The sequence below is a fragment of the Micropruina sp. genome (genome assembly GCF_027492755.1).
GTDB lineage: Bacteria > Actinomycetota > Actinomycetes > Propionibacteriales > Propionibacteriaceae > Micropruina.
Genome location: NZ_JAPUED010000255.1, coordinates 1 through 15,935, shown reverse-complemented (window position 1 = coordinate 15,935; position 15,935 = coordinate 1). Strand labels below are relative to the sequence as shown.

Annotated in this window: 17 protein-coding genes and 1 tRNA gene; 12 read left to right on the top strand and 6 right to left on the bottom strand. The window is 70.0% G+C overall.

Annotated elements, in window-relative coordinates:
* Positions 1 to 3: 3 nt before the first annotated feature.
* On the bottom strand, positions 4 to 495 hold the full coding sequence (locus tag Q0066_RS17265; protein ID WP_298135241.1) for a peroxiredoxin: 492 nt from the start codon (positions 493 to 495) through the stop codon (positions 4 to 6).
* Between the two features lie 129 nt (positions 496 to 624).
* On the opposite strand from Q0066_RS17265, the gene Q0066_RS17260 reads away from it, so the two are divergent.
* From Q0066_RS17260 to Q0066_RS17250, 3 genes are read left to right on the top strand one after another with little or no spacing between them, the layout of a single operon-like run.
* On the top strand, positions 625 to 930 hold the full coding sequence (locus Q0066_RS17260; protein WP_298135239.1) for a DUF3618 domain-containing protein: 306 nt from the start codon (positions 625 to 627) through the stop codon (positions 928 to 930).
* Positions 931 to 974: 44 nt separating this feature from the next.
* On the top strand, positions 975 to 2,276 hold the full coding sequence (locus tag Q0066_RS17255; protein ID WP_298135237.1) for an ABC transporter substrate-binding protein: 1,302 nt from the start codon (positions 975 to 977) through the stop codon (positions 2,274 to 2,276).
* A 36-nt stretch (positions 2,277 to 2,312) separates the two neighbouring features.
* Complete coding sequence (locus Q0066_RS17250) at positions 2,313 to 2,777, top strand: RpiB/LacA/LacB family sugar-phosphate isomerase (RefSeq protein WP_298135235.1); 465 nt, start codon at positions 2,313 to 2,315, stop codon at positions 2,775 to 2,777.
* 75 nt (positions 2,778 to 2,852) lie between these two features.
* Here the strand turns inward: Q0066_RS17250 and Q0066_RS17245 are convergent.
* From Q0066_RS17245 to Q0066_RS17230, 4 genes are all read right to left on the bottom strand, one after another.
* A tRNA-Lys gene (locus Q0066_RS17245) sits at positions 2,853 to 2,925 on the bottom strand.
* Between the two features lie 62 nt (positions 2,926 to 2,987).
* Positions 2,988 to 3,719, bottom strand: coding sequence for a glutamine amidotransferase (locus tag Q0066_RS17240; RefSeq protein WP_298135233.1), 732 nt, complete (start codon positions 3,717 to 3,719; stop codon positions 2,988 to 2,990).
* Complete coding sequence (locus Q0066_RS17235; RefSeq protein ID WP_298135231.1) at positions 3,716 to 5,050, bottom strand: MurT ligase domain-containing protein; 1,335 nt, start codon at positions 5,048 to 5,050, stop codon at positions 3,716 to 3,718. The genes Q0066_RS17240 and Q0066_RS17235 overlap by 4 nt, the downstream gene beginning before the upstream one ends.
* A 5-nt stretch (positions 5,051 to 5,055) precedes the next feature.
* Positions 5,056 to 5,856 (bottom strand): SGNH/GDSL hydrolase family protein, encoded by an 801-nt coding sequence (locus Q0066_RS17230; protein ID WP_298135230.1) that lies wholly within the window; start codon positions 5,854 to 5,856, stop codon positions 5,056 to 5,058.
* Positions 5,857 to 6,099: 243 nt separating this feature from the next.
* Between Q0066_RS17230 and Q0066_RS17225 the strand changes: the two genes are divergently transcribed.
* The 5 genes from Q0066_RS17225 to Q0066_RS17205 all read left to right on the top strand — a co-directional run bounded on the left by Q0066_RS17225 (position 6,100) and on the right by Q0066_RS17205 (position 11,285).
* A complete protein-coding gene (locus Q0066_RS17225) occupies positions 6,100 to 7,485 on the top strand; it encodes an HNH endonuclease signature motif containing protein (RefSeq protein ID WP_298135229.1) in 1,386 nt (461 codons plus the stop codon).
* Positions 7,486 to 7,592: 107 nt separating this feature from the next.
* Positions 7,593 to 8,552, top strand: a complete 960-nt coding sequence (locus Q0066_RS17220) for an ABC transporter ATP-binding protein (RefSeq protein ID WP_298135228.1) — start codon at positions 7,593 to 7,595, stop codon at positions 8,550 to 8,552.
* Positions 8,549 to 9,370, top strand: coding sequence for an ABC transporter permease (locus Q0066_RS17215; protein WP_298135227.1), 822 nt, complete (start codon positions 8,549 to 8,551; stop codon positions 9,368 to 9,370). Before Q0066_RS17220 ends, Q0066_RS17215 begins: the two co-directional genes overlap by 4 nt.
* Positions 9,371 to 9,408: 38 nt before the next feature.
* Positions 9,409 to 10,683: a histidine kinase gene (locus tag Q0066_RS17210; protein ID WP_298135225.1), complete on the top strand. Its 1,275-nt coding sequence runs from the start codon at positions 9,409 to 9,411 to the stop codon at positions 10,681 to 10,683.
* Complete coding sequence (locus Q0066_RS17205) at positions 10,680 to 11,285, top strand: response regulator transcription factor (protein ID WP_298135223.1); 606 nt, start codon at positions 10,680 to 10,682, stop codon at positions 11,283 to 11,285. The genes Q0066_RS17210 and Q0066_RS17205 overlap by 4 nt, the downstream gene beginning before the upstream one ends.
* Before the next feature lie 8 nt (positions 11,286 to 11,293).
* On the opposite strand, the gene Q0066_RS17200 is transcribed toward Q0066_RS17205, so the two are convergent.
* The gene (locus tag Q0066_RS17200) at positions 11,294 to 11,962 is read right to left on the bottom strand and encodes an FCD domain-containing protein (protein ID WP_298135221.1); all 669 of its coding nucleotides are present in this window, start codon (positions 11,960 to 11,962) and stop codon (positions 11,294 to 11,296) included.
* A 168-nt stretch (positions 11,963 to 12,130) separates the two neighbouring features.
* Between Q0066_RS17200 and Q0066_RS17195 the strand changes: the two genes are divergently transcribed.
* From Q0066_RS17195 to Q0066_RS17180, 4 genes are all read left to right on the top strand, one after another.
* Positions 12,131 to 13,948 (top strand): 2-isopropylmalate synthase, encoded by a 1,818-nt coding sequence (locus Q0066_RS17195; RefSeq protein ID WP_298135219.1) that lies wholly within the window; start codon positions 12,131 to 12,133, stop codon positions 13,946 to 13,948.
* A gap of 121 nt (positions 13,949 to 14,069) precedes the next feature.
* Positions 14,070 to 14,615, top strand: a complete 546-nt coding sequence (locus Q0066_RS17190; protein WP_298135217.1) for a TetR/AcrR family transcriptional regulator — start codon at positions 14,070 to 14,072, stop codon at positions 14,613 to 14,615.
* A gap of 1 nt (position 14,616) precedes the next feature.
* Complete coding sequence (locus Q0066_RS17185) at positions 14,617 to 15,330, top strand: ABC transporter ATP-binding protein (RefSeq protein ID WP_298135215.1); 714 nt, start codon at positions 14,617 to 14,619, stop codon at positions 15,328 to 15,330.
* Positions 15,327 to 15,935 (top strand): ABC transporter permease (locus Q0066_RS17180; protein ID WP_298135213.1); only part of this gene is annotated, 609 nt, incomplete at its 3' end. The genes Q0066_RS17185 and Q0066_RS17180, both read left to right, overlap by 4 nt.

Here is a 15,935-nt window from a genome sequence, read left to right as displayed (position 1 = left end):
CGGTCAGCCCTCCAGCGCGGGGATCTTCAACTCGCGGCGCAGCTTGGCGACGTGGCCGGTGGCCTTGACGTTGTACTGGGCGACGTCGATGTGGCCGACGCCCTGGTCGTCGACGCTCACCACGAAGGTCGATCGGATCACGCCCTCGATCTCCTTGCCGTACAGCACCTTGCGGCCGAACGCGCCGTAGGCCTTCAGCACCTCTTTGTCCGGGTCGGCCAGCAGGGGGAACGCCAGTTCCTGCTGCTGGCGGAACTTGGCCAGCTTCTCGACGCTGTCCGGCGAGATGCCCACGACGTCGAATCCGGCGGCGGCGATCTCACCGAGCGCGGCCGAGAAATCGACCGCCTGGGTGGTGCAGCCGGGGGTCATCGCGGCCGGGTAGAAGTAGACGATGACGCGATGCCCGGCGTAATCGGCCAGCGACACCGGGGTTCCGTCGGGATCGGGCAGGGTGAACGCGGGAGCGACGTCGCCCACAGACAGCTTCGGCATGGGCTCCACTCTAGGGTGTTCCGGCGACGGTCTCGGCCGGGAGTCTCGGCCGCAGACCCTTGTGGGGGTGCCTGGGCGGGCGGTCGTGGGCATAGGGTAGAGACCCCAACCGAGGCAGAAGGACTCCCCGTGGCCGACAGCACAACCCGCAGCAAGCAGGACATCGAGGCCGAGATCGCGGCTGCCCGCCAGCGCCTCGCGGACAATGTGGCCGGGCTGATCAACCAGGTGCATCCCAAGGCGGTCATGCAGCGGGGGATCGACGACGCCCGTGGTCTCGCCGCCGCCGAGTTCAACAACGCCAAGGCCCAGGTGATCGACGAGAACGGTCAGCTCCGCACCGAGCGGGTGCTGCTGCTCGGCGGTGCGGTCGCCGGTGTGGTCACCTTCGTGCTGCTGGTGCGCGGCATCCTGCGGAGCATTCGCCGCGACTGAGCAACCCGCGGCCAGCCGCCGCGTCCCACCGAAGCGAGGATTCGATGAGTCACGCCCGCGCCGTCCGGCGAGCCCTGATCGCGCTGGCTGCCGCCGGTGCGCTGGCGATCAGCGTGGGCTGCACCGCGGGACCGGCGCCCTCGGCGTCGGTCACGGCGTCCGCGCCGAGTGCGAACTGGGACGAGCTGGGGCCGATCGTCTACGCCCAGGGCAAGGACACCTCGGGCACGGCCAAGGCACAGGTGGCGGAGTGGAACAAGGCCAACCCCAGCGAGCAGGTGGAGTTGCGCGAACTGTCCGAATCCACCGACGAGCAGCGCGACGCCATGGTCGAACGGGCCAAGAACAAATCGGGCGAGTTCGCGGTGATGGCGATCGACGTCGTCTGGACCACCGAGTTCGCGGCCAACGGCTGGCTGCAGGAGCTGCCGTCCGATCGCTTCCCGACCGCCGGCTACCTCAAGGCGGCGGTGGATTCCGGCACCTACTTCGACAAGCTCTACGCGATGCCGTCGACCTCCGACGGCGCCCTGCTCTACTACCGCAAGGACCTGCTCGACAAGGCCGGGCTGCAGCCGCCGACCACCTGGGCAGAGCTCCAAACGGCCTGTGACAAGGTGCTGCCCAGCCAGGACGGGATGTCGTGCTACGGCGGCCAGTTCGACAAGTACGAGGGGCTGACCAGCAACGTCGCCGAAGCGATCAGCTCGGCCGGCGGCTCGATCCTCAATGCGCAGGGTCAGGCCAGCGTCAACAGCCCCGAAGCGCTGGCCGGGCTGAGCTGGATCGTGGACGGGTTCACCTCAGGCCGGATCCCGGCCGAGGCCAAGACCTGGCAGGAGGAGCAGTCCCGGGCCGCCTTCCAGAGCGGCAAGCTGCTGTTCCTGCGCAACTGGCCCTACATGTACGAGTTGGCCGGGAAGGACGACCGGGTCGCCGGACGCTTCGCGGTGGCCCCGCTGCCCGGCAAGGACGGCCCGGGCGTCTCCACGCTGGGCGGGCAGAACCTGGGCATCTCGGCCTTCGCCAGGAACAAGGGCACCGCGCTGAAGTTCGTGAACTGGATGCAGACCAAGGAGCAGCAGCAGCGCCGCCTGCAGGACGCTTCGTTGGCGCCGGTGCTGGAGGAGCTGTACGACGAGCCCGCGCTGCAGGCCAAGATCCCCTACTTGAAGACGCTCGGCGACTCGATCCGCACCGCGCAGCCACGGCCCAAGGCGGCCCGCTACAGCACCGATGTCAGCCGTGCCATCCAAGAGGAGGCCTACGCCGCCATCGACGGGACGAAGGATCCGCAGACCGCGCTGGGCGACCTGCAGCTCAGGCTGGAAGCAGTGGTCAAATAGCTGTCGCCGCCGATCGGTCGGCGCTAGCGTGACGCCATGCGCATCGCCATGGCCAACGACCACGCCGGGACGGCACTGAAGAACGAGATCGCGGCCTGGCTGCGATCCGAGGGGCACGAGGTGGTGGACTTCGGTGCTTACGACGAAGAGGCCTGCGACCTGCCCGACCACGTGTATCCGGCGGCGCTGGCCGTCGCCCGCGGCGAGTGCGAGCGGGGGATCTTCGTCGACGGCGTCGGCTACGGCTCGGCGATGATCGCCAACAAGCTGCCCGGGCTGTTCGCGGCAGTGGCGCAAGACCCGTTCTGCGCCTGGCTGGCCCGCTCGCATTCGGATTCGAACGTGCTCTGCATTGGCGCCAAGATCATCGGCTCGGCACTGGCCATGGAGGTGGCCAAATCCTGGATGACCACGGATTGGCTCGGCACCACCGAAGAGAAGTACGCCCGCCGGGTCGCCAAGGTGGTCGAGATCGCCGAACGGCACGTGCGTCCGCTCTGAATCTCTGTGTTGGGCGAGGTTGTCGAGACCCCGGACAACGACGAAGGCCCCGGCCGAAGCCGGGGCCTTTCGTTGTGCGCCGCCAGGGACTCGAACCCCGAACCCGCTAGTTAAGAGCCAGCTGCTCTGCCAGTTGAGCTAGCGGCGCGCGATCAGTAACTATACCGAACCGGTGCCCGGAGGGAAAATCGGCGGGCACCGTGGACATCTTCAGTGCCGGACCGCCTGATTGCGGACGAAGGCCACCCGCTGGCGGTGCAGCTCGTCGATCTCGGGCCGCTCCAGCGGCTCCAACTCACGGTCGAGCGCCACCGACAGAATGTGGTCGGCGAGGGCTGCGTTGCGGGCCAGCACGGGGCCGTGCGGATAGGTGCCGATCACCCGTCCCTGGACGGCGCCCTCGGTGCCGTCATTAGCATTGCCGACGCCGATCTCAACGCTGGCCAGGGGTTTCGCGCCGGCGCCGAGCCGGGTGAAGCCGCCGTGGTTCTCGAAGCCGGTGAGTAGCCGCTGGCTGCCGTCCGGTGCCGTCCAGCGGGTGAGGATCTCGCCGACGGCACGCTCGGGGCCGCGGCGGGTTTCGACGTCCAACAGCCCGAGGCCGTCGATCACCTCATCGCGCTCACCGATGGTGAAGGTCGTCCCACAGATCTGATAGCCGGCGCAGACCGCGAACAGCACGCCGCCGGCGTCCAGGCCGCGGAACAGGTTGCCGTCGGCCTGCAGCGCCCGGACGGCGGAGACCTGGGCGGCGTCCTCGCCACCGCCGAGCAGGTACACAGTGCCCGTCGCCGGCACCGGAGCGCCCGGTTCGACCATGGTCAGCTTCGCGTCGATCCCGCGCCACTGCAGGCGCTTCACCAGCACCATCGCATTGCCGCGGTCGCCGTAGATGCCGAGCAGGGATTGGTAGATCAGGACGATCTCGACCGGCGCGCTCATCGCAGACCCGCCATCTTCAGTAGCTTCTGGAACGGCGTATAGGTGGCGATCAGGTCGACCGGGGCCTGCGGTACCGCACCGTTGACGCCGGGCGCGGAGGCCCGCTGGTCATGCACTGTGGCCAGGGCGGAGGCGAGATCGGGCACCACCTGGTGCTCGACCTCGGCGTAGCTGAGCCGCACTGCCAGATCCTGGGCCCGCGGCCCGGCCGCGACCACCCGCCGGCCCTGCAGTTGCTCGTAGTCGACGTCCCACAGCCACGACACGTCCTTGCCGTCGGCGGCGACCGAGTCGATCGCGAGGATCACCGGGTCGGACGTCGCCAGCGGCAGCGCCTCGGCCCACCCGGCGGGATTCTTGGCCAGCAGCAGCCGCGCGGTCGTTCCGTGCAGGGTGGCGGTTGCGAAGCGTCCGGCCGGTGCGGTGACGGTGCGCATGCCGGCGAGTGCGGCGTCCAAGCTGACGCCCAACTCGACCGCGGCGGCCAGGGCGCAGGCGGCGTTCGACACGTTGAAGGTGCCGGGCACCCGCAGCTGCGGTGTCACCTCGTCGCCGTGCGGGGTGTGAATGCTGGCGCCGTCGACCACCCAGGACGCCGCCGGCTCGGTGAGTTCGCAGGCGGGGCAGTCCCACCGGCCCTCGGCGGTGCTCAGCACCGCGCCGCAGGCGGGGCAGAGTGCGGCGTCTCCCGTCCATGAGGTGGCGGTGTCCACCCAGACGACGTTGGCCGCGGTGCCCGCCGACCACACCACCAGCGGATCGGACGCGTTGGCGACCACCGTGGGCCCGTCGTGTCCGGCCCGCTCCAGGGCGGTGCGCCAGGCGCGTCCGAGAGATTTGATCTCGTGGTTGCGGTCGAGCTGGTCGCGGCTGAAGTTCAGCAGCACCAGGATCTCCGGACGGCCGTACTCGATCATGTCGGAGACGACGCGCTCATCGGTCTCCAGCACCGCGATGTCGGCCAGCCGATGCGCGCTGAGCGCCGAGGCGATGCCGTAGTGCAGGTTGGCCCCGTCGGCGTTGGTGACCAGCCGCCGGGTGTCCGCCCCCAGTCCCGAGCGGACGGCCGCCGCCAGCAGGTGCGAGGTGGTCGTCTTGCCGTTGGTGCCGGTCACGCTCGCGATCCGGCGTCCGCGCAGCAGCAGCTTGAAGGCGTCCGGGGCGATCCGGGTCAGCACCTGGCCCCGGATGGATGCTCCCGATCCGCGATTGGCCAAGCGCGACCCGAGCGCCGCCAGGTTGCCGGCGGCGATACCGGCGCCCAGGCGTAGCCGGTCGGGGAGGCGCAGGGCAGCCGGGGCGGCGCGATCGGCCAGAGTTGCGGCAGGCATGCGGCCTATTGTGCCGTCTGCGTCGCTTGTGGCGGCACCGACACATAGTCCGGGAGTTTCGCCGTCCGTCCCGCGCCGGAGGAAGTCCGCCGGATCCGCCGTCCGATCCATGGCCCGGCATGCTCGCGCGCCCAGGTCAGCTGCCACTCCAGCCACTCGCGGCGCGACTTCGCAGGCAGCGGCGGGAGCGGCTCGTCCCAATCGGGCCGCGCGGGCAGACCGACCGCAACCAGCGCCGCCTGCGACACCCGCTCGTGGCCGATGCTGTTGAAGTGCAGCCGGTCGTCGTGCCACAGCTGCCAGTCCTTCAGGCAGCGCATGCCCCAGACGTCGATCACATAGGCGCCGTGCCGGCGGGCGATGCTCCAGATGTTGGCGTTGTAGATACCGGTGCGCGAACGGGTCAGCTCGAGCACGGGGGAGTCCTTGGCGTCGATCCCGGTGCCGATCAGCACATCGGCGCCGGACGCGCGCAGCCGGATCACCGCCTGCTCGATCTCGTCGGTGATCACGTCCACCTCGGCACGCGGGCGGAGGATGTCGTTGCCGCCGCCCCACAGGCTGACCAGATCGGGTTTGAGTGCCAGCGCCGGCTCCAGCTGTTCGGCCACGATCGGACCGAGCAAGCGTCCGCGGATGGCGAGATTGGCGTACTCCACCGGCTCGCCGGCGGCGTCGGCGAGATGCTGCGCGAATCGGTCGGCCCAGCCGCGCGGACTGCCGTCCGGATTGGGATCGGCCAGCCCCTCGGTGAGCGAGTCGCCGATCGCCACGTAACGACGCCAGTCGTGAGTCTGCTCAACCATGTCGAACCTGCGATGCGAAGTAGCGATGCTTTTCAAGCATGTCGAGCCACCCTACTCCGCACGTCTCGGGCACGCCGGTGGTTGCGTGTCGACTGTCGGACGAGGTCGTTACTCTGGCGGCCACGGCGGCTTGGTCACGGCACTGCCGTCGGTGATCGTCGGCTGTCGACCTGACTGATCCGGGCTTGAATTGCTATCGAACATACGTTTGATTATAGGCGTCATGTCGGGTAGAGTCCAGCCATGGAGAAGCTCACCGTCGATACGCTTCCCGGCCTGGTGCCGGGGGTGGCGGCGGTGCGCTTGGCGTCCGATGCTGCGGGCCTGATCGATCAGCTTCGATCCCTGGAAGAGCTCAAGGCGGCCTGTGCCGCCGCCCAGGCACGGGTCACGGCGGCATTCAAGGGGGTGCAGGTTGCCGAACATGAGGCAGCTGGGCTTCCGGCCGGGCGGCGTGGCAAAGACGTCGCCGCGCAGGTGGCGCTCGCGCGACGCGAATCGCCGCGCAACGGTTCCCGGTTTGTCGGCCTGGCTGAGGCGCTGGTGCATGAGATGCCGCACACGATGGCCGCTCTCGCCGCCGGCCAACCGAGCGAGTGGCGAGCCACGCTGATGGTGAAAGAGACCGCGTGCCTGAGCCGGGAACATCGGCGGCAGGTGGACGCCGAACTGGCCGACCGGCTGGGCGAGCTGAGTGATCGGGCCGTCAGCGCAGAGGCCCGGAAGGTTGCCTACCGGCTCGATCCGTATTCGTTCGTCGAGCGGGCACGGAAGGCTGAGGCCGATCGGTGTGTGTCGCTCCGGCCCACGCCCGACTGCATGACGCGGCTGTCGGCGCTGCTCCCGGTGGCGCAAGGGGTCGCTGCCTTCGCCGCCCTCACCCGAGCTGCCGATTCGGCCAGGGCCGGGGGTGAGGAGCGTGGCCGAGGTCAGCTGATGGCGGACACCCTGGTCGAGCGCGTCACCGGTCAGGCAGCAGCCGACGAGGTCGAGGTGGAGGTCCAGTTGGTCATGGCGAGCGAGACGCTCTTCGGCCACCCAGAAGACCCCGCCGATGACGGCGAGCGTGCCGACCGGGGCGGCGACGCGGCCGACGAGCCCGCCGTGGTAGCAGGCCACGGGCCCATCCCGGCGCCCCTCGCCCGGCGGATGGTCGCTGATCTACCCGACAAGGCGCGCACCTGGATCCGCCGGCTCTACACCGATCCCGACACCGGACGATTGGTGGCGATGGAGTCGGCGGCCCGATTGTTCCCTGCCGGGTTGCGGCGATTCCTGATCGCTCGTGACCAGTACTGCCGGACGCCGTGGTGCGGCGCACCCATCCGGCACGCCGATCATGTGGTTCCCCACCAGGCCGGCGGTGAGACGAGCACCGCCAACGGTCAAGGCCTCTGTGAGGCCTGCAACCAGATCAAAACCATGCCCGGTTGGAGTGCAACACCCGACATCGAGGGCGCCGGCGGCACGGTCACGACGACTACCCCAACCCGGCACAGCTACCTGAGTCGAGCGCCGGATCCGCCCGGTGCGCGGACGTGCCGTAAGCGGGCGAGGGTGGACTTCTTCCCGCCACCCCCAGCGGGTTCACCGCTGGAGAAGCGGCTGCGTGTGATCCTCGCCGCCTGAGCAGATGGACGACTATGACATTCGTCATGGCCGATCCCGGACGGCTTCACCTCAGCCGGTGATCATCGGCACTGCCCGGCCGCCGCGCCGCCCGGAAGCCTGGATGCATGACCACAGACACGATCGACGACGCCATCACCGTCACCGGTGTCCGCCGCCGCTATGTGACCCGCACCCGGCTCAACCTCCTCACCGGACGGCGCGAGCCCACCGGCTGGTTCGAAGCCGTCCGAGGCATCGACCTGCGGGTCCGGCGCGGCGAACTGTTCGCACTGCTCGGCACCAACGGGGCCGGCAAGACCTCCACGGTGGAGCTGATCGAGGGCCTGGGACGTCCCAGTGACGGCAGCATCCAGGTGCTCGGCCACGATCCGGTCGCCGGACGCCGGCACGTCCGGCACCGCACCGGGGTGGTGCTGCAGAGCTCCGGATTCCCGCCCGGCCTGACCGTGCGTGAGATGGCCCGGCTCTGGCACAGCACGCTGAGCAACCCGGCACCGGCCGACGCGGCCGTGGCGTCGGTGGGGCTCGAAGCGCAGGCCGACGTGGAGACTGCGAAGCTCTCCGGCGGTGAACGCCGGCGCCTCGACATCGCACTGGCGATCATGGGCCGTCCCGAGGTGCTCGTGCTCGACGAGCCCACCACGGGGCTCGACCCTGAATCGCGCCGCGCCATCTGGTCGCTGGTGCAGGGCCTGGTCGAGCAGGGGACCGCGGTGCTGCTCACCACCCACTACCTGGAGGAGGCCGAGCAGCTTGCCGACCGGGTGGCCATCATGAACGCCGGCCTGATCGCCCGTGAGGGCACGGTCGCCGAGATCGTCGCCGACGCCCCCGCCCGGATCAGCTTCGACCGCCCGTCCGGACTCGCGCTGGCCGACCTGAACGTCGGCGCCGCCACGATCACCGCGTCCGACTCGGTGCTGATCGAAACCCGCACCCTGCAACCCACCCTGCGCGCCGTCCTCGACTGGGCCGGCGACATCCCACTACGCCGGCTCGACGCCCGCTCCGCCTCACTGGAGCAGGTCTTCCTGGCCATCGCCGACACCAAGGAGCAGTCATGACCACCCTCGACACTCGGCCCACCACCCGGCTCGAGACCGCAGCACCAGGTTCCAGATTCCGCCGCTTTGCCGCGCTGGCAAGGGGCGAGACCACGATCCTGCTGCGCAACCGGACGGCGATCTTCACCGCGGTCGCGATGCCGTTCGTGGTCGGCCTCGCCTTCTTCGGGATGAGCCAGGACCGCGCCGGCCTGGGCGTCGTGCTCACCATGGTGCTGGTCGGGACGGCGCTGATGTTCGTCATCTACTACACGATGGTCACCTCCCTGGTCGGACGCCGCGAGCAGCTGGTCCTGAAGCGGCTGCTGGCCGGTGAACCGACCGCGCTGGAGATCCTGATCGCACCGGCCGTCCCGCTGTGGGCGCTGTTCGCCGTCCAATCACTGATCGCGATCGGGGGAGCGGTGCTGCTGGGCGCGCCGATGGCGCACCCATGGGCGCTGGTGGTGGCGCTGCTCGGCGGCGCCGCGGCCTGGACGGCACTCGCCATCGTCAGCGCCGCCTACACCCGCACCGTCGAGTCGGCCCAGATCAGCACCCTGCCGCTGATCCTGATCTCGCTGCTGCTGTCCGGCTTCTCGGTTCCGCTGGAATGGCTGCCCGAACCCGTGCAGCGCGTCGCCCACGTCCTGCCGATGACCCCGGTGGTCGACCTGATCAAGCTCGCCTACACCGGCGTCGGTATCGATGGACGCGTCCTGGCCGGCCCTGCCGAGGTGCTGGCCGGTGCCGGCGGCATGCTGCTGCCGCTGGTGGTCTGGACTGTTGGCGCACTCGTTCTCGGGCTACGCCGGTTCCGCTGGGATCCCCGGTCCTGACCGTCACCGTTAGGCTCGAACGAAGCAGAGGAGGAGTCGTGAGCACCCTGCAAGGCAGTACAGCGCAGCGTCGTGCCGAGCTGGGCGTCCGGCGCACGGAACGCTATGTCTACAACTCGCTGCACTGGGCGTTTCCGATTCTCGGCGCCGTAGCGCTGATCGCGGTCACCGGCGATGCCCCGCTGGAGTGGTCGCTGCCCTGGGCGGCCATGCTCATCGTCGCCGCCTGGTCCGGGTTGGTGGTGCTGCACACCCGGCTGCGGGACGCCGACCTGCTACCGGCCAGCGGCTGGGACGCGGTGCGCGTGCGCCGGGTCGAGCCGGTGCGGCTGGTGTGGATCGCGTCCGGGCTGCTCTGTGCGGCCACCGGCGGCTTCGTGTTCCCGCCGGCGGGCTTCCTGATGGTGCTCAGCAGTGCGATGCTCGGCAGCGTGCTGGTGATGCCGATGCTCGCCTACCCGCGCATCCGGCCCATGGTGATCGGCGCAACCGGCATCGTGCTCGGCCAACTCGGGATCTGGCTCGGCCCGCATCCCGGCGCAGCCCAGGAACTGCCGTGGGTGGTCGCCGCCTACTGGTCGGCGTTCGCGACCGGCTTGCTGCTGGGCTACGCGGTGATGTTCCTCAACGTGCTGACCACCACGCGCGAACTTGAATGGGCTCGGATCGACACGGCCCGGCTCGCCGTGGCCGAAGAGCGGCTGCGCTTCTCACGCGACCTGCATGACGTGTTCGGACGCACCCTGTCGACGGTGGCGCTGAAGGCCGAGTTGGCTGCCGAGCAGGCCCGCCGCGGACGTCCGGAATCGGTGGCGACGATGCGTGAGGTGCAGTCGATCGCCACCGACGCGCTCGAGGAGGTGCGCGAGGTGGTCCGTGGCTATCGGCAGACCGACCTGGCCGATGAGATGGCCGGCGCCCGGTCGCTGCTGGAGGCGTCCGGCATCGAGGTGACGACGGTGACCGAGGGCAGCGGCGTGCTGCCGGCTCCGGTCGCGCGGGCCTTCGCCTGGGTGGTCCGCGAGGGCACCACCAACGTCCTGCGGCACGCGGACGCCGGCCGCGTCCGGATCGCGCTGAGCAGCGAACCCGGCCGGGCCCGCCTGGTGCTCGACAACGACCACCCGCATCCGGCGACCGGGCAGGCCGGCTCGGGCCTGGCGGGGCTGAGGGAACGGCTGGCCGAGGTCGGTGGCCGGCTGCAGATCGACCACGACACCGACAGGTTCACCCTCACCGCCGAGGTCACCGACGCCGCGCTGGATCGGCTGCGGACGGCGTCCGGGCTGCCGGAATCGCGAGGCCGTTCATGATCCGGGTGGTGCTCGCCGAGGACGAACACCTGATCCGTGAAGCACTGGTCGCGCTGCTGGAGCTCACCGACGACATCGAGGTGGTCGGTCAGGCCGGCTCCGGCGACGAGGCGCTGGCGATGATCCGCAAGCTGACCCCCGAGGTGGCGGTGCTCGATCTGCAGATGCCCGGGGCGTCCGGCATCGAGGTCGCGGCCGCGCTGGCGTCCGAACTGCCGGGCTGCGCCTGCGTGATCGTCACCAGCCACGGGCTGCCCGGCTACCTGAAGCAGGCGCTGGCGCACGGCGTGCGCGGCTTCGTGCCCAAGACCACCAGCGGCGCTCGGCTGGCCGAGGTGATCCGGACAGTGCACGGTGGCGGACGCTACGTCGACCCCGCTCTGGCCGCCGACGCGATCGCCGCCGGCGACTCGCCGCTCACCCCACGCGAGGCCGATGTGCTGCTGGCCGCCGACGGGGGAGCGCACGTGGAGGAGATCGCCGCCCGGGTGAACCTGTCGCCGGGCACCGTGCGCAACTACCTCAGTTCGGCGATCGGCAAGCTGCAGGCGTCGACCCGGCACGAGGCCGTCCGGATCGCCCGGGAACGCGGCTGGATCTGAGAACGGTCTCAGCCGAGGCGATCGCGGATCGACAGCAGGTGCCTCCGGCTGAGCGTGGCCGCAGCCGCGGCATCGTGGTCGGCGATCGCCTGGACCAGTTCGGCGTGGGCGGACTGATCGGCGTCGTCGCCGAACTCCTTGCGGAGCCGGAGCATGGTCACCATCGCCTCGCGCAGCCGCGGAGTGAAGCCGTCGAACAACTCGAGCAGGATCGGGTTGTGCGCGGCCTCGACGATGCTGCGGTGGAAGGCGGTGTCGGCCCCGACATGGTCGTCGATCTCCGTTCGGTGAGCCGCCCGCCGGCTCAGCGCGCTGCGGATGGCGCGCAGTTCGCCGGGGGTGCGCCGTTCGGCGGCCAACGCGGACGCCTCGCTCTCGATGGCGATCCGCGCCTCGATCACCGCGGCGATATCGCTGCGGCGCAGCACGGTGTCCCAGTCCTCGGGGACGTCCAGCGCAGTCACGTAGACCCCTGAACCTTGCCGGGAGGCCAGCACGCCGCGTCCGGCCAGCTGCCGGATCGCCTCGCGGAGGGTGGAACGTCCGACCCCGAGCTGCGGGGCAAGTGTGGTCTCACCCGGCAGCTTCTCGCCGAGCGCCCACTCACCGGCCCTGATCCGACCCAGCAGCAACTCGGCCGCCTGGTCTGCCAGGGGTGTTCGCCTGACCTGCGTCATGGTCCCTACATCTCTACTTGTCTGAGGAGTTGTGTTACATTCTCCCCGTGCATCGATTCGAGTTCCTGCTTCTTCGCCGCCACGGCGGGGCCTAGATCCGACCGGCTCCCCGCCGTGGAGTCGTTCGTCGCGCCCGGTCGCCCGAACCAAGAAGAAGGAAACCTCATCATGACCACCTCAGCGTTCCCGCGCATCTCCAGCCCCGCCGGACCGGTGCCCGCCCGGGCGCCGTTCTGGAACCGGCAACGGCGCTCCCAGATGCCCTCGCACCGCTACGCCGACGTCTACGCGCGGGTCGCCGTCCCGCTCACCGACGCCGACCGGGACTGGCCGAGCCGCCGCCTGACCGAGGCGCCGCTATGGGTGCCGGTCGACCTGCGCGACGGCAACCAGGCCCTCGCCGAGCCGATGGACCCCGCCCGCAAGCGGCGGTTCTTCGAACTGATGGTCGCCATGGGCTACAAGGAGATCGAGGTCGGCTACCCCTCGGCGTCCCAGACCGACTACGACTTCGTCCGGCTGATCGCCGAGACCGACCTGGCGCCCGACGATGTGACCATCGTGGTGTTCACCCCGGCCCGTCGCGACCTGATCGAACGCACGGTGGCCTCGATCCGGGGCATCACCAATCCGGTGGTGATCCACATGTACACCGCCACCGCGCCGATCTGGCGCAGCGTGGTGCTCGGTCACGGCAGGGACCAGCTGAAACGGCTGATCCTGAGCGGCGGCCGCGACGTGCGGGAGTTCGCCGGCGAGCTGCCCAACGCGCGCTTCGAGTTCTCCCCGGAAGTCTTCAACCTCACCGAGCCGGACTACGCGCTGGAGATCTGCGATGCGATGACCGAGCTGTGGGGCGCCTGTCCTGAGCGGCCGGTGATCCTGAACCTGCCGGCCACCGTCGAGGTCGCCAGCCCCAATGTGTACGCCGACCAGATCGAATACCTGCACAAGAACCTGGCCCGGCGTGACTCGGTGATCCTGTCGGTTCACCCGCACAACGATCGTGGCACCGGGATCGCCTGCGCCGAGCTGGCGGTGCTGGCCGGTGCGCAACGGGTCGAGGGCTGTCTGTTCGGCAACGGGGAACGTACCGGGAACGTGGACATCGCCACGCTGGCGCTCAACTTGCACGCTCAAGGCGTTGACCCGATGGTCGACTTCTCCGACATCGATGAGATCCGCCGCACCGTCGAGTACTGCAACCGGATCGAGGTGCACCCGCGGCACCCGTACGTGGGTGACCTGGTGCACACCGCGTTCAGTGGCACCCACCAGGACGCGATCAAGAAGGGCTTCGCCGAGCATCGCGTCCGTGCCGCCGCCGAGGGTGTGACCGAGAGTGAGGCGGCGTGGCGGGTGCCCTACCTGCCGATCGACCCGGCCGATATCGGCCGCAGCTACGACGCCGTGATCCGGGTCAACTCCCAATCCGGCAAGGGTGGCATCGCCTACCTGCTGGAAACCGAGTACGGCGTCGAGTTGCCGCGCAGGCTGCAGATCGACTTCGCCCGCTGCGTCCAGCGCCACACCGACGCCACCGGCAACGAGGTCACCGCCGCCGAACTGTGGGCCATCTTCCAGGACGCCTACCTCGGCGCCGCGACCGCCGATCGGTCCATCGCGTTGACGAGCTACCAGGCGTCCGAGACCGACGGCAGGACGCACACCCGGATCACGCTGCGAGTCGACGACGCCGAGCGGACGAGCGAGCACCACGAGATGGGGCCGGTGCGGGCACTGAGCTCGGCGTTGGCGGCGCACGGCGTCCGGATCGAGGTGCTCGACCTGCATCAGACCAGCATGCGCTCAGGCACCGACAGCGAGGCGCTCACCATCGTCGAATACCGGCACCCGGGCGGTACCGGGTGGGTGGCGGGGCGTGCCGACTCGGTGCTGTCCGCGAGCCTGGCGGCGATCGTCACCGCCGCCAACGCCGTCCGGGACTCGGGGACGGCAGCAGCCGACTGGCCCGCGTCGGCCTAGCCGGCGACGCCCGCTCGGTATCGCTGGCGGGATCGGACGGTGCGGGCGGCTCCAGCGGCCGTCGCGATGCTCCATCGGCGGGAGGCTGGCATCTCGTTAGTTAGTGACTAACATTAGAACCATGGCACGTTGGGACCGAACCCATGACGCGTTGGCACTCGCCGCGTGGGGGTTGTTCGCCGAGCAGGGCTACGCGGCCACCGGCACGGCTCAGATCGCGGCGCGTGCGGGGGTGAGCGAGATGACCCTGTTCCGGCACTTCGCCACCAAGGAGTCGTTGCTGCTGTCCGACCCCTTCGACCCGCTGATGGCAGAGGCCGTCCGCTCGCGACCGGCGGATGAACCGCCGATGCGGGCGTTGGTGGAGGGGATTCGGCAAGCCTGGGCCGGTATCGACCCCGCCGCGACGGACGCCCTCCGGGGCAGGTTGGCGATCATCGCCGAGGTGCCGGAACTGCAAGGAGCGATCGAACGCACCAGCCAGGGCACCGTGACCGCACTGATCGAAGCGCTGACGGAGCGCGGTGTGCCGGCTTCCCGGGCGCGGGTCGCGGCGTCCGCGGTGATCGCCGGGCTGAGCGCGGCACTGCTCGACTGGGCACGCTCCGACAGCGGCGGACTGGACGCGATCCTCGGCGCGGCACTGGACGTGTTGGGAGGCGTTTGAGGTGCTCACGTTCGACCAGGTCAGCCGATGCTTCCCGGGTGGCGGCGGGGTGACCGACCTGACCTTCGCGATCGGGCCGGGCGAGATCGTCGCGCTGATCGGACTCAACGGTGCGGGCAAGACGACGCTGATGCGGCTGGCGCTCGGCATTCTGCGCCCGCGGCAGGGGGAGGTGCGGCTGTTCGACCGTCCGCTGGCCGAGCCGCCCGCCTCGGCATGGGCGCAGGTCGGTGCGCTGATCGAGGTGCCGCTGGCCTACCCGGAGTTGACCGTGCGGGACAATCTGCTGATCGGCTGCCGGCTGCACGGCAGCGATCCGAGACGCGTCGATGACGCTCTTCAGGCGTGGCAGCTCACCCCGCTCGCGGAGCGCCGGTTCCGTCGGCTGTCGCTCGGAAACCGTCAGCGCACCGGGCTGGCCGCCGCGCTGCAACACGATCCGCGGCTGATCGTGCTGGACGAGCCCAGTAACGCCCTCGACCCGGCGTCGGTGATTCTGCTGCGCGAACAGCTTCTTCGTCGTGCCGCGGACGGCGCCGCGATCCTGGTCAGCAGTCACCACCTGGACGAGGTGGCGCGCGTCGCGGACCGAGTCCTGCTGATGAACGCCGGACGGCTGCTCGGTGAGCTCGACACCACGGGTGTCGATCTGGAACGGGCCTTCTTCGACCGCATACGCCAGGACGACGAGCGCCGGGCGGAGGCCGTCCGATGAGGGCCGCCGTCGGCGTCGAACTGCTCAAGCTCACCCGCTCTCCGGTGGGAGTGATCAGCACCTTCGCCGTCCTCGGCGGAATGCTTGGCCTGCTGGGTGGGATCACCGCCGCGGTGGCCGGCGGCAACCCCGAGGTGATCGCCAAGGCCGGAGCGGCCGCCGCCCGGGACTGGGCCGGCCTGCTGCTCGGCGCCGACCAGGTGGTGGCTGCCGGTGCCCTGCTCGGCTTCGGGGTGGTGTTGTCCTGGGTGTTCGCCCGTGAGTTCACCGATGGCACGATCACCGGGCTGTTCGCGCTGCCGATCAGCCGCGGCCGAATCGCGCTCGGCAAGCTTGTCGTCTACCTGCTCTGGACGGCGGCGGTCGGGCTCGCTGTCACGCTCGAGGTGCTGATCCTGGGACTCCTGCTCGGCTATGGCCCCCCGGGCATGGCAACCTGGAGCGCTCTCGGACGCCTACTGGTGCTGGTCGTCCTGACCGGGATCGTCGCGGTCCCGGTGGCCTGGGTCGCTACCGCCGCGCGGCGCCGGCGCTGTGGGCTCTGTCGGCCGGGGTCGCCGTCGGCGCGGAGCAGCTGGTCCTCACCGTGGCCGTCTCGGCGATCT